The sequence below is a fragment of the Microcoleus sp. Pol1C5 genome, from assembly GCF_036701115.1.
GTDB lineage: Bacteria > Cyanobacteriota > Cyanobacteriia > Cyanobacteriales > Microcoleaceae > Microcoleus.
The window spans coordinates 1-13743 of the sequence record NZ_JAUBQE010000020.1 but is presented as its reverse complement, the minus strand read 5'-3'; the positions used below and the strand labels follow the sequence as shown (position 1 = coordinate 13743).

9 protein-coding genes are annotated in these 13743 nt (G+C 43.0%); 5 read left to right on the top strand and 4 right to left on the bottom strand.

All coding sequences use genetic code 11. The features are described from left to right. The first annotated feature begins 328 nt into the window (after positions 1 to 328). Entirely contained in the window at positions 329 to 3334 is a 3006-nt protein-coding gene (locus tag QUA23_RS12980) for a GAF domain-containing protein (RefSeq protein WP_333076365.1), read from the top strand. Positions 3335 to 3341: 7 nt separating this feature from the next. Here QUA23_RS12980 and QUA23_RS12975 read toward each other — a convergent pair whose 3' ends face one another. The 3 genes from QUA23_RS12975 to QUA23_RS12965 all read right to left on the bottom strand — a co-directional run bounded on the left by QUA23_RS12975 (position 3342) and on the right by QUA23_RS12965 (position 5675). Continuing rightward, positions 3342 to 4118, bottom strand: a complete 777-nt coding sequence (locus QUA23_RS12975; RefSeq protein ID WP_333076364.1) for a pentapeptide repeat-containing protein — start codon at positions 4116 to 4118, stop codon at positions 3342 to 3344. A gap of 260 nt (positions 4119 to 4378) precedes the next feature. Continuing rightward, positions 4379 to 5023 (bottom strand): pentapeptide repeat-containing protein, encoded by a 645-nt coding sequence (locus tag QUA23_RS12970; protein ID WP_190734746.1) that lies wholly within the window; start codon positions 5021 to 5023, stop codon positions 4379 to 4381. Positions 5024 to 5552: 529 nt separating this feature from the next. Further along, entirely contained in the window at positions 5553 to 5675 is a 123-nt protein-coding gene (locus QUA23_RS12965; RefSeq protein WP_333076363.1) for a hypothetical protein, read from the bottom strand. A 435-nt stretch (positions 5676 to 6110) separates the two neighbouring features. Here QUA23_RS12965 and QUA23_RS12960 point away from each other — a divergent pair, with 435 nt between their 5' ends. Next, the gene (locus QUA23_RS12960) at positions 6111 to 6548 is read left to right on the top strand and encodes a helix-turn-helix domain-containing protein (RefSeq protein ID WP_333068711.1); all 438 of its coding nucleotides are present in this window, start codon (positions 6111 to 6113) and stop codon (positions 6546 to 6548) included. A gap of 297 nt (positions 6549 to 6845) precedes the next feature. On the opposite strand, the gene QUA23_RS12955 is transcribed toward QUA23_RS12960, so the two are convergent. Further along, positions 6846 to 7199, bottom strand: coding sequence for a metal-sensing transcriptional repressor (locus tag QUA23_RS12955; RefSeq protein WP_242723064.1), 354 nt, complete (start codon positions 7197 to 7199; stop codon positions 6846 to 6848). A gap of 177 nt (positions 7200 to 7376) precedes the next feature. On the opposite strand from QUA23_RS12955, the gene QUA23_RS12950 reads away from it, so the two are divergent. From QUA23_RS12950 to QUA23_RS12940, 3 genes are all read left to right on the top strand, one after another. Further along, entirely contained in the window at positions 7377 to 8621 is a 1245-nt protein-coding gene (locus tag QUA23_RS12950; protein WP_333076362.1) for an HhoA/HhoB/HtrA family serine endopeptidase, read from the top strand. 243 nt (positions 8622 to 8864) lie between these two features. After that, positions 8865 to 9515, top strand: a complete 651-nt coding sequence (locus tag QUA23_RS12945) for an RNA ligase family protein (protein WP_333076361.1) — start codon at positions 8865 to 8867, stop codon at positions 9513 to 9515. Positions 9516 to 9922: 407 nt separating this feature from the next. Next, positions 9923 to 13743: AAA domain-containing protein (locus tag QUA23_RS12940; protein ID WP_333076360.1), on the top strand; the 3821-nt coding region annotated here is incomplete at its 3' end.

Below are 13743 nucleotides of genomic sequence, written 5' to 3'. Positions count from 1 at the left end.
GTTATACAACAAATGTCAAGTTATCCTAACAATGAAGAATTTTCATAGTGAGAGTTGAAGATTGCGAGAAATTTATAAGAGCATTAAAATAATAATTATTATTTGCTTAAGTCGCTCTGCCTGTTGAAGGCAAGGATTAAACTGGCGCGATCTCAGATTTTACTTACCCCAGCCCACCCGAGGCGATACACCGTCGTCTCTCACAAGTGCGCGACCGATTAATTGTACAGCTCGGTTTAGTCAAAAATTCCGGGTAATGTATTTGAGTTTGAACGTTCCAACAGCACATCAAAACTTCTTATTATTGTATAAGTACAAAAGGAGATTTATGCAACTCACAGAAAATACGCAAGAATTACATTATAAACTAGACAGAGAAGTTTTGATACGGCGGATCACAGAACGCATCCGCCAATCTCTAGAATTAGAAGATATTTTAAGCAATACGGTAGCAGAAGTGCGGTCTTTTTTGAAAACAGATCGCATTATGATTTACAGGTTTAGTGCTGACGGCAGTGGAGAAGTTGTTGCTGAGTCAATTAATAACAACCATCTCCCTTCCTTGAAAGGACTGCACTTTCCTGCAGACGACATTCCTGCGAGCGCCAGGGAGATGTATGTCACTTTGCGCCAGCGGACAATCATAGATGTTAACTCAGGGACGATCGTCCTGAGCCCCCTCGATGCTGCAGACACCGGTCAACCTTTAGTAAAGGAGGAGATGCACTACCGAGCGCTCGATCCTTGCCACACAGCTTACCTGATGGCAATGGGAGTGCAATCTTCCTTAGTCGTGCCGATTTTGCACCGCAGGATCGCGTCGCCAAACAGCAAAACAGATATCTGCGAGGCGGCCACGTGTCTGACTCGATACGAGCCAGGAAATAATCAAAAAATTCACATCGAACTGTGGGGACTTTTAGTGTCTCACCACTGTGCCCCCCTCAATATTTCACCCGCAGATTTAGAAGTAGTTCAGCTCGTATCAGATCAATTGTCTAGCGCCATCGCCCACGCACTTCTCCTCCAGCAAACCCGCTCTCAAGCCGCCCGCGAAGCTACCGTGAGCCGCATAGCAGCCCTTTTGTATGGTCACGTCAACATTCAACTGCAGCAAGGTTTAGAAGCCACCGTCACCGCTTTGGGTGGCAGCGGTGGCAGACTCTATCTCAACCTGCCGAAAATCAACGGTGAAAAGTTATCCGCTCCCCAGATTGAGGGAGAATTGCCAACTGCCCCCGCCCACAGTAATGCTACCTTTGAACTGTTCACCACAGGAGAACAACCGACACTTCCCAATTGGGAAAAAGTTAAGGCTATCGAAGCTCATCCCCTCTGGCAGGAATGGCTAACCAAAGGATTTAAAAATAGTGAAGAACTTCCCAAAATTTCAACTTTTACTAACTGTCAATTCCCAGTTTTGATAATTATTGACTTATACAAAGAACCTCTATTTAGAGTTTTAGTTCCCGCTTTCCAATCTACTAAAATTAGGGGTTTGCTGGTAATTCCCCTCCATTATAAACAACAAGTAGTCGGCTGTTTGACCATTTTTCGCAATGCAATAGATACCGAAAAAATGTGGGCGGGGCGCTTTGACACCAGCGCTGCACAAACCCTTCCCAGACAATCCTTTGAAGTCTGGCGAGAAATAAAAAAAGGTCAGTCGCCCGAGTGGAAGTACGAGGAAATTGAGCAAGCTTTAGCTATAGGCAGCCAATTTTGTTCGGCAATTGGGCAGTACGTTCTTTATAAAGAAGTGCAAACCCTGAATGCCAACTTGGAGCGCCAAGTTCAAGAACGCACCGCTCAATTGCAACAATCCTTGGACTTTGCCAAAGTATTGACGCGAGTTAGAGACCAGATTCGCAGCACCTTAGATTTAAAAATCATACTGCAAACTATTGTGCGAGAAGTCAGAGTTTTGTTGGATACCGATCGCACGGTAATCTACCAATTTGCAGCAGATAAACAGGGCGAGGTAGTTGTCGAAGCTGTTTGCGGCCAGTGGCGGTCTATTTTAGGTATCACATCTCCACAAGAATGCTTTCCCGAAGGCTCAGAGTGCTTTTATCGAGCCGGAGGGGTGCGAGCAATTAATGATATTTATACTGAGGATTTAACAGCCTGTCACCGCGAATTTTTGGAAGAGTTGCAGGTAAGAGGAAGTTTAATTGTGCCGATGAGAGGCAAAGATTCCCAATTGTGGGGGTTGCTGATTGCCCATGAGTGTTCGGGGCCGAGAGTTTGGCAAACAGCAGAACAGGAATTGGTGCAACATTTAGCGGCTCAAGCTGCGATCGCCATTCACCAAGCAGAACTTTATCAAGAAAGTCTCAATGCAGCAACTGCCGATCGATTAAAAGCCGAACAGCTAGCTAAAACAGTCACAGAACTACACAATACCCAAGCCCAACTGATTCAAACCGAAAAAATGTCCAGTCTCGGACAACTCCTGGCCGGAGTCGCCCATGAAATCAATAACCCCGTTAACTTTATCTACGGCAATCTGTCCCACGCCAGCGAATACACCAAAGATTTACTCTGCTTGGTGGAACTCTACCGCCAGCACTACCCCAATCCCAACCCAGAAATTAGCGAGTGCTCCGAAGCAATCGACATCGAATTTCTTGCCGAAGATTTGCCAAAAATTTTGGGTTCCATGACAGTCGGAGTTGAACGCATCCGCCAGTTAGTTGTATCTTTGCGTAATTTTTCCCGGACGGATCAAGCCGAGAAAAAAGCCGTTGACATTCACGATGGCATAGACAGTACCCTGTTGATTTTGCAGCACCGGATCAAAGCCAATTCCGATCACAACACCGTAGAAATTATTAAAGAATACGCCAATTTGCCCTTAGTAGAATGCTATGCCAGCTCGCTCAATCAAGTATTTATGAATCTGATCGGTAATGCCCTTGACGCCCTAGAAATGGGAAAAAAAGAGCGAGGTATGAATGTTCCATTTAAAGCGGCAAGTGCAGCGGCGACACATTTAAGCTCGCAAATACTGCCTATCGAGTCAGGAGATATAAATGCCACCACCGAGTGTTTGATTCCTGATTTCCCCTCCCCTTGCATTCGGATTCGCACTGAATTAATCAATAAAAAAACGGTAGGAATTTGCATTGCCGACAATGGTCACGGCATCCCCAAAGAGTTAATCTCTCACATATTTAATCCGTTTTTTACTACTAAACCCGTAGGTCGGGGCACGGGTTTAGGACTGTCTATCAGTTACCAAATTGTAGTTGAGAAACACCAAGGCGTACTAAAGTGTGTTTCTGTACCCGGTCATGGTACAGAGTTCTGGATCGAGATTCCCCTGAATTAGGCAACCGTCAAGGCAAGATTAGCTTCACCAGCACAGAACCGATCGAGCCCAGAAGACTCATAAAGTTGCCACCGCCGCCCGTGCGGGGTTCCGTAGGCTTTTGACGTGCAACAATAGCTTCGGCTAACTGCTTTGACAAATCCTGACCTTGGGGATTTCCTTGAGCTGCAAAGAGTTTGTTTGCTCGATCGGCGTCTTGAGTCGCGCCGGCGAAGTCTCCCAAGTCAGCGCGAGACATACTGCGCGCAAAATAAACGGCTGCTAAATCCGATTTCAGATTCAGCGCTTGATTGTAATAATCAATGGCGTTTCTGTAGTTTCCTGCTTGAGCTTCCAGCACTCCCAACCGGTAGAAGTCTTCAGCGGTGCCGACATTGGTTGGCATTCCTCTAACTCCGAGCAGTTGCGCGTTATTTAAATTAGCGCCTTGCAAATTGGCGTCGCTGAGATAGGCACTTCTCAAGTCAGCACCGCTGAGGTTAGCTCCGCTGAGGTTCGCCCCTGTCAGGTTGACGCCAAACAGGCTGGTGCCGCTGAGGTTAGCACCGCTGAGGTCAGCCCCCGTGAGGTTGGCTCGACTGAGGTTAGCCAACCTCAAGTCAGCACCTTTGAGATTGGCTCCTGTTAAATTGGCTAAAACCAAGCCTGCACTGCTGAGGTCGCAGTTGGGACACTGTCGGGTGGCTAGTAATTGTTGCGTGTGTTGGATGTTCTCGGCGGGTGCAGGAGCGATCGGGGCGATCGAGCTCAGCAGCGTTACAGCAGCGAGGATTCTGAGTTTCATTTTAACCGTCCAAAATCCAAAATATTAAATCTAAAATAGCTTTTCTCGAAGCAATTGAAAATCACCATAACACAAGTTCACCCAACAAATCTTTTGACTTGCCGTATGTAGGAGTTCTGGGCGCCATCAGCACCCTAAATTGAAGTTATCCGCCTTACCTTAGTGTCAAATAAAGATTTCGCTGCCAATAAATTAGGGTAATGAATTACTCATTACCCTTTAGCCGCTGTTCTCGGCAACCATAAAAATTAACAAATAAATTAGTCGTGAATCGTGCCGTCGGGCATCGTTGTACCCTTAAGATATACTCCGCTCAGGTTAACTTTTGTAAGGTTTGCTCCCAACAGGTTTGCTCCGCTTAAGTCTGACGCACTTAAAATCGCTTCAGTCAAGTCTGCCCTAATTAAACTCGCCCCCATTAAGTCGGCTCCGCTAAGGTCTACTTTGCTCAAGTTGGCGCCAATTAAATCGCATTCTGTGAGCACCGCCCTACGCAAGTTTACTCCATAAAGATTTACTCCGTGCAAGTCTGCACGGCTAAGTGTGGCCCGAGATATGTTGGCTCCAATTAAAGTTGCTTGGATCAGGGAAGCTCCGCTCAAGTCTGCTTTGCTGAGGTTCGCTCCCATCAACTCAGCTCGATTGAGGTTAGCTTCAACTAAAAGTGCTTCTGTGAGGTCGGCTCCACCTAAGTCTGCTCTTCTCAAATTAATTTTGCACAAATTGGCTTTGCCAAAGTTGACTCTGTTGAGTTTCGCTTTGCTGAGATTGGCTCCAATCAGGTCGGCTTCATACAGATTGGCTCCAATCAATTCTGCTTCGTAGAGGTAGACCTCGTGCAGGTAGACCCCGCTAAAATTTCTTTCTCCTATTGCGTATAGCTTGAGCAGTTCGTCAACGTTCATTGTGGCTTCTCTACACCTTTTAAATGAAGAATACTGTCAGCAAGCTGGTTGCACCGGATGTTCTGCAATTTTAGATTCTGAAATATTCACACCCAGCCTGAAACTTCCCTCAATATGCAAGGTTTGAGTACAAATTAGATGGTTTGGTGAGGGTGAAAGACAAAGCTGCATTCTTTTTTCCATTTGGGGAAAAATAAATATTTAAAAATTTTAACAGCAAGTTTGAACGCACTTCGTAACTAAATCCCCAAGATTCTACGTGGAAACTCCGATCAAACCCATAACTTTTTGTGGGTAGTTGAGCTTACTGAGTAGCAGTGTGACCAAGATCACAAGGCAATGTTAGTACGATCACATAGAAACCCCCCTTTCGATCACAGCAGGCGGGCAAAAATAGCCGATACTTATACTGTAATCCTGAAAAATTGACAATGCCATCCTAGTCGTGTTTTACTCAATTGGCGATAAAGCCAGTAGTTTCACAGATACTTGCCCGCGGCAAGAAAGTCGGTGGCAAGGTCACTCGGCGCTACCCGCTCTGACCGATGAGAGTGCTGATATCTAAGGATTTTTCGCACAGCGAATGCCAAAAATGCACTTCGCGGACTAGGAGAATGTCTGTATAAAAATGCGATCGCTGGTGTACAGACATTCGCTTGTTTGCTAGCACCTAATGACTAAAAATCGCTCATACGTTCGCAAAAAATACCAATCAATACTAGGAAAACCATGATAGATGTTTAACAATAAGAGAATAAATGGTATTCCTTAAGAGTCACCTATTTCCGCTAAGGTTACAGTCGATCGGTTAACGGCTATCAGTATTAGCAATGACGCTTGTCCATTAAATACAAAACTGACCCAGAAACCGGGTTTTTTACCAAAAAAAATTGTTGCAACCTTGCTCCAGGTTAAAATAATCCGGTTTCTGAGCCTCCGAGTGCCTCCAGGAAGGAAAAAGTTTAATGAGAACGATCGCTTTTGTATTGCTTCAGGGCAAACAAAAGGTCAGCATTTAGGATCGGAGCAGCTTTCGCTCCCTTGTCAAAAAAAGGTATTGTAGAACGCGAATCGTGAGGTAATTGATATGGCTGGAGTATGTAAACTTAGCATCACAGAGACAAGTGAAGAGCTAAAAAACCTGTTAACTGAACAAAAAACGGCAAGCGGCTTTCAAAAAATTCAAGCACTTTACCTGTTCAAAATTTGTCATGTTAAAACAGTTAAAGAATTGGCAATGACGATCGGGGTCAATCGAATTACAGTGCAGCGGTGGCTGAGAAAGTACCGCTCTGACGGACTTGAAGGACTCCTCGAAACAAAGCACAGCGGCGGCCGTAAACCGGCCATTCCTCCTCTGGCCCGCGCTAGTTTGGCAATGCGCCTCAGCGACCCCCAGGAAGGTTTTAAAAGCTATGGAGAGATTCAAGAGTGGTTGCAGCAGGAATACAGCATTGAGGCTTCCTATAAAGCCGTTTACGCAACAGTCAGATATCACCTAAAAGCCAAGCTGACGAAAGTCTAGACAGTTCATACCGCGTCGGATTAAGCACCGATTATCTAATTGTTTGCCGTCAGCTTTTGAAGATTTTGATGATTTGCGTCATCACGACAAATCTGACAAATTCTTTTTTAACAAAAATTGCTCTCATAAACTGCGGAGCATATAAATTATATGTTGTGGCAATGGGGGTGAGGGGGAGAAGATTTGATGATTTTCCCGCGTTTTTGAAAGATGCTCAAAAAAAGCGTCAGAAATCATAACTTGCAAGTTTTGTCTAATTTGCAAGTTTTGTTATATGAATGTAAAAATTGGTAGCTGCTAAGGCAAAAACCGATCCAAAGCGGCTTTTAACTCTTCTATTTCCGTATCGATATTACCTTCTTTAGCGGCTCGGGCAATGCACTCAGTTAAATGTTCGTCAAGAATGATTCTCGCGACGCGATCGAGCGCGCCTCGAACCGCCGCAACTTGCACGAGAACTTCGGGACAAGGACGGTTTTCTTGCACCATTGTTTTAATACCTCGGACGTGTCCCTCAATCCGAGACAAGCGATTTACCAGCCGCCGCATCGATTCTTCATCGTGATGGTGAGGGTGGGCTGATTTATCGTCGTGATGGTGGTGGGAATTTGAGGGCAAGGATTTGTCAGTAGAAGTATCAGATAGAATCATTGGGGTTACGAAGGAAATTTAAAAGTTAGAATTCAGAATATGGTGAGTTGGTGCGGGCTGGTGACTCATGTATTGTAACTGTCAAAATATATTTAGGATCTTCATAGTGGCAGATTATTGAGCCCGCACGATCGCACACCTTTACCAGACTAACCCAGACTAACAAAGATTGACGCTATGCGACTATTTAAGTTTTTTCGCCCCACACCTCGAATCGGTGCTCGTTGGTTCGCCGTAATTTTAGGAATCACGATCGCCCTGAGTGCTTTAACAATCAATGCTGCACCCGCAGCAGCCGCGACGTTCACAAATCCGCCCAACTTACAGTTCCCGAATTCCCCAGCCACTCCCTCGAATCCGCAACTGTTAGCGCTGCGGGGCGGGGAACTCCCGGCGGATACAGCCAGTTTTGTGACGGCGGCTGTCGATCGAGTCGGGCCGGCAGTTGTCCGCATTGATACCGAGCGCACTGTCAGTCGCAACCTCGACCCTTTAATGGAAGACCCCTTCTTCCGTAGATTTTTGGGAGAAGATTTACGGAGCATGACCCCCAGACAAGAACGCTTACGCGGTCAAGGTTCCGGCTTCATTATTGACAAAAGCGGGATTGTTTTAACCAACGCTCACGTAGTTGACAAAGCCGATCGAGTGACTGTCACCTTAAACGACGGCAGGACATTTCCAGGAGAAGTGCAAGGTACTGACGAAGTAACAGATTTGGCTGTTGTCAAAATTAATACTAAGCAATTAGACTTACCGACTGCCACCTTGGGAGATTCCGACGCGGTGAAAGTGGGAGATTGGGCGATCGCCGTGGGCAACCCCCTGGGATTTGACAACACCGTCACCTTGGGCATTATCAGCACCCTCAAACGCTCCAGTGCAGCCGTCGGCATTCCCGACAAGCGGCTCGATTTCATTCAAACCGACGCCGCCATCAATCCCGGCAATTCCGGCGGCCCGCTGTTAAACAGCAGAGGAGAAGTGATTGGCATCAACACGGCGATTCGAGCTGATGCAATGGGTATTGGCTTTGCGATTCCGATCGACAAAGCCAAGGCCATTTACGCGCAGTTAGCCAAGGGAGAACAAGTCAGCCATCCGTTTTTGGGGATTCAGATGATTGCTTTGACTCCTGAAATGGCCAGAGAGAATAATTCTGACCCCAATGCTCCTTTGATTGTCCCGGAAGTTAATGGAGTGTTAGTGATGAGAGTTGTGCCCAACACCCCTGCTGAGAAAGCAGGGATTCGCAAAGGGGATGTGATAGTTCAAATTGACGGTGAGGGAGTGACTGAGGCGGAACAGTTGCAAAGTTTGGTGGACAACAGCAAAATCGGTCAAATTCTAAAACTGAAAGTGCGCCGCGGTTCCCAGATTAAAGAAGTAGCCGTTCAAACTGCTCAACTGATGGATTTTTAGAAGTGAAGAGGAAGGGGGGAAACTGTTAAAAACCACATAAAGTTTGTATGTAGTGAGGATTTTAGTCAAATCTTAATATGTTTAGGTAAGCTGTTGTGCATTTAAATTGTATGTTGAGGGCGGGTTTTCCTGCCCACCTCACAGGAGTGAAAAACTATTTTACCATGAATTTAAATGCACACACAGCTTAATAGTGACTAAAATCTTCACTACAAACGAGTTTTATTATTGGTGATTGATAATATGACACGAGTTCAACTTGCCTATCCCAAAATTCTCGATAGTAAAAATTGCCCTCATGAACACTGTATAGCTTTTGAGAAGTACGATGGCACTAATTTGCATTGGGTTTGGGAAGTTGAGCTTGGTTGGTATGCTTTTGGTACGCGCCGCAGTAGATTTGACTTGGATGAGATGGGAATTGCAGAATTTAATGCTGCACATCCAGGTTTAGAAGCAGCACCGGAAATATTTAAAAGAGACTTTGCTAATCCGTTAGAGTCTATATTTCGAGAGAACGAACAGTATCAATGCGCTGAAATTACTGTGTTTACAGAGTTTTTTGGGGCTAACTCGTTTGCGGGAATGCACCAAAAGGACGATCGCAAACAACTGGTTCTTTTTGATGTGGAAACCGAGGGCGGTATGGTTGTTCCCGATCGGTTTATTCAGGATTTTGGTAAATTAAATATTGCGCGAGTGATTTATCGCGGCAAACTGACGGGCAAGTTTATGGATGATCTTCGCAAGGGGAAATACGGTGTGGATGAAGGTGTTGTGTGCAAGGGAGGCCGCAATGCTAATAATCTGTGGATGGTGAAGATTAAGACTGATGCGTATATGCAGAGATTGCAGCAAGCTTTTAAGGATGATTGGGAAAATTACTGGGAGTAATATCAAATCTGAAGGCTAACTTTTTTCATGAATTGCTCGAGTAGTGCGATCGCTGAAACCCTCTTTTGGTCGCCCTTTAGCAGAATAGTTGACAAACAACCTATCTTGTGGTGAGATGGCAGTGCTGAACTTGCAGAGCGAAAGTATCAATTTTTGATTTGGAGAGTGGGACGGCGCGATCGGTTTACATCACACAGCAGTCGGTGTGCAGCGCTGAAATCTATCGCTTGAGTTCAGCATCTGTCATGCCTCACCCCAGCCGATGGCGTCAGGGAAAATTTTCTATTAGGGGATGGTTGCTGCCAGGATCTTGAGTTAAACTAACACTACAGCCACTCTTAAATTCCCTGCGTCTATCTTGATTGTGAAAACCATCTCTATTTAGAGTAGATAAATTTGCTATTGCTATGTCAACAACAAAACCATCAGTTAGAGCTACAGACATTGCGGAATATATTCGTTATCAATCCTGCGATCGGCGATTTAAGTTAAAATTTAACGACTACGAACTTGCTAAACAAATTCCATTCTCTGAGTTGATTTTTGCTACTTCTTTAGATCCGGTTCTGGAAGAAGCAGGTCGAAGAAGAGAGACAGCATGGGAAGACTCTCTCAAAAAAGATGGTTTTCGGAACCTAAATCAAACGAGTCCGAAGCCTGAGCAAGATAAAGCAATAGTAACTGACTGGAATGACTTTGTTCAAGAAATACAGAATTTGCCCTCCGAAGAAAAAGCTTATGGGCGAGAAATTTCTATCAATGCAAATCTTGAAGAATTTAATATTCGTGGGCAAATTGACTTCGTAGTTGTTTTGTGGGAAAACAATGAACCTAAGCTGCGGTTAGTTGAAGGTAAAGCATCTCGTAAAGATCGGACTTATCATCAAGTACAGGTTGCTTTGTATCGAATGCTTGTACGACAAATGATAGAAGGGAATCCAATTACTATCAGTGGAGTAAACCTCAAACCTGAAAATATTGAATGTGTTGTTGTCCGCATTGATGAAAATACCAATAAAATTCAGGATATTATTCAATCTCAAGCCCTCAATTTGGATACTATAGAAGCTGATATTAGTCGTCTAATAGCGTCTGATGGGACGTTAAAACGTATTGTCGAAACTGACTTAGCTGATTTAGACTATCAGTTAGACCAAAAATGTAGTGACTGTACCTTGAGTGTGCATTGTTTAGCTGAGAGTGCAAGAGAACGCCGCTTAGAATTGTTAGGAATAGATTCATCAATTGTTACTGTATTGAAGAAAACAGGTGTAAAGGATATTGATGATTTAGCAGATCTCGATTTAAAAGGTAATCAAGTTACTCAAATTCAACAAAATATAAGTTTTACAGAGAATTTAGAACTTCTTAAATTGAAGGCACAAACCCGTAGGCATACCCTTCCTGGTGGAGATTTTGCTCCAGATACTTATGAAGTACAAGCACTGCCAAATTATTCAGGTCAAAGTCAACTACCAGAACATTTAATTAATGGTGAACGTCTCCTCCGTGTCTATCTTTCTATTGAATATGATTATGTTGAAAATCGAATAGGTGCGCTGGCTGCTCATGTCACTAAAAGTCAAGGAAAATTAGATGCGAAATTTGAGAAAAATGAAGATAGCCAATGGCAACCCGATCCTAAAATTAAAGAATACATGGAGGAAGAGCACGATGAAAACGATAAACCTATTTATAAAGTAAAAGAACTTGAAGGTGCAGATGTAATTAAGTTCAAAACATCAGCCTGGACAGGAGAGTATAAAGAAGATAACGGTTCTGAAAAAGAGCTAATACAAGGATTTTTATTGGAATTAGTTGATAGGATAGCTGAAGTCGCAAAAACTGAAAAAGCCCCAATTCATTTTTATGTTTGGTCACGTCAAGAAATGACCCAACTGGTTGAGGGGTGTTCTCGTGTCAGTTCCCAACTACTGAGTCATTTACGAGAGTTACTTGGTTGTCGTGAAAGTTTAGAACAACTAATTTATTCTTGTCTTTCTGATGAAGTAGATCGTCGTTATGCTTTAGGATGGACAGGAAGAGATTTAGCGGTTGTAACATCTCTCAAGTGGTTTGGAAGACGTTACCACTGGAGACGGGACATTAATGGACAACTGGTTAATTTAGATGAGGTATTTTCTCAAGATGTCTTCGACTTTAAAACCAATTTACAGATAGATACTAATAATCAATGGGCAACATCAAATTATCAAAATGTCCGTAAACATCAGTTTGAGATTCGGCTAAGATACTTTAATTCTCTAAGTGCGGCTTATTGGCGTGCTTATTGGGATGAAGTTCCCGATCCTGACACCTTAAAACATAAATCTCAATTAAAAAATTCCATTGAACGTTACAATCAAGCACAAGAACCTAATTTTCTAAACGAGTATTTTCGCGCTCGTACTCATGCTATCAGGTGGGTTGAAGAGGGAATTATATTTAAAAATTCAGAAATAAAAAAAGAATCTTTGGATATTAAGAAATTACGCAAATTTAAGTTGGGTGTGGATGGTGCAGCTCAAGCAGCTATTGATTTTCTTCGTTTAGATCAGCACGTTAAGGTAACAGATTGGATTACCAGTCATTTAGTACCACCTATCTATCGTGTTTCTTTAGGGAGAACAATCCCTCTCAAAAATGTAGTGTTACAGGGTAATAATATACTAAGAGCAGAGATTAATATTGATAGATACAATATTCCGTCTGAAGTTTTGCAAGCTAACTGTACCATTGATGTAGGTTCTTTTGTTAGGCTTAGTCCTAGTTCTGATGATCCACATCAAGGTCAAACAATTAATCAACTTTTTGCTGGTGGGAGTACCTGTGTTGTAGAAGCAATTGACTGGGATAGTCGAGAAATTAAACTTGCAGTTAGACAAACAAACAGTCCAGATCGTTATCAACTTCGTGGTCGTTTTTTCTCAAAGGAAGAAGATATTTATGATTATGCTACTATTGATGAAAGTCCTTCAGATTTTGTGGCTGGAAGAGTTGATCAGAAACTACAAGACAGTCAAGGAAATCCTGTTTGTCAGTGGTTAGCTCCGCAAAATCCTCAAATTCCACCCCAAACTACTCTTTCAGCGAGTGATTTAGAGCAATATAGAAATCTACTCCAAGCTTTACCGCTATCAAACAGTAAAAAGCTAGATGATAAGCAAATTGCAGCAGTAATAGATGGACTAAGAACAAGAATTCAACTTTTACAGGGGCCACCAGGTACAGGTAAAACAGAAACAACTGCGATCGCTACTTTTCTCAGAATCTTAGTACGTTGTTCTGCTGGCGATATTGTTCTTATTACGGCTCATACTCATACGGCTGTAGATAATTTACTTTTACGTTTAAACAATCTTTTACCTATTTTAAACCAGCATTTAGCTAAACCAGGATTTAAATCCATACCATCAATTCAGTTGAGTAAAGTGCATTCTTCAGAGATAAAGGAAGCTACAGGTGGAATTATAGAAGACTTTAAAGCAGATTCTTGCTTTAGAAAGATAAATCAAATGCGTTCTAGCTCTGTTCTAGTGATTGGTGGAACAACAGGTGCAATTTTAAAGATGCTAGAAAAATTGGAAAAAGCAAAAACTTTTGAGAGATCTTATCCTCAAGGATTTCAAACAACTACCCTAATCGTTGATGAAGCAAGCATGATGGTATTTCCTCACTTTCTTGCTTTAGCTACATTAGTCAAAAATGATGGTGAAATTATGTTAGCGGGAGATCCTCGACAACTTGCTCCTATTGTTACCCATGACTGGGAAAATGAAGACCGTCCTCCTGTTGTACTTTATCAACCTTATGTTAGTGCATACCAAGCGATTCAAAATCTTAAAGAAAACTTAGATGTTAACGTGACTGATGAATCAATTTTGCGTTCTGCTTTAGATTTTACTCATCGTTTACCCCCAGTGATTCGTGAACTTATTGCACGTCTTTATCGGAAAGATGATATTGAGCTAAAAGGAAAAGAAAAAGATCAAGGTATAGAAGAAAAAGAAGTTACAGGCACTTGGCAAAAACTTTTACAAGGAAATGGAGGTCTTTATCTTGTCCTTCATTCAGAGCGTCAGTCAAGACGCAGTAATACAGTTGAAGTAGAAATAATTAAACAGATTCTTGATGCAGGTGGAGAAATTAATGGCGTTGCTGAATTTATGTATGATGTAGCGATCAAGAGCCAAAAACATTATTCAAAACAGGATGGAATCTTTAGCTA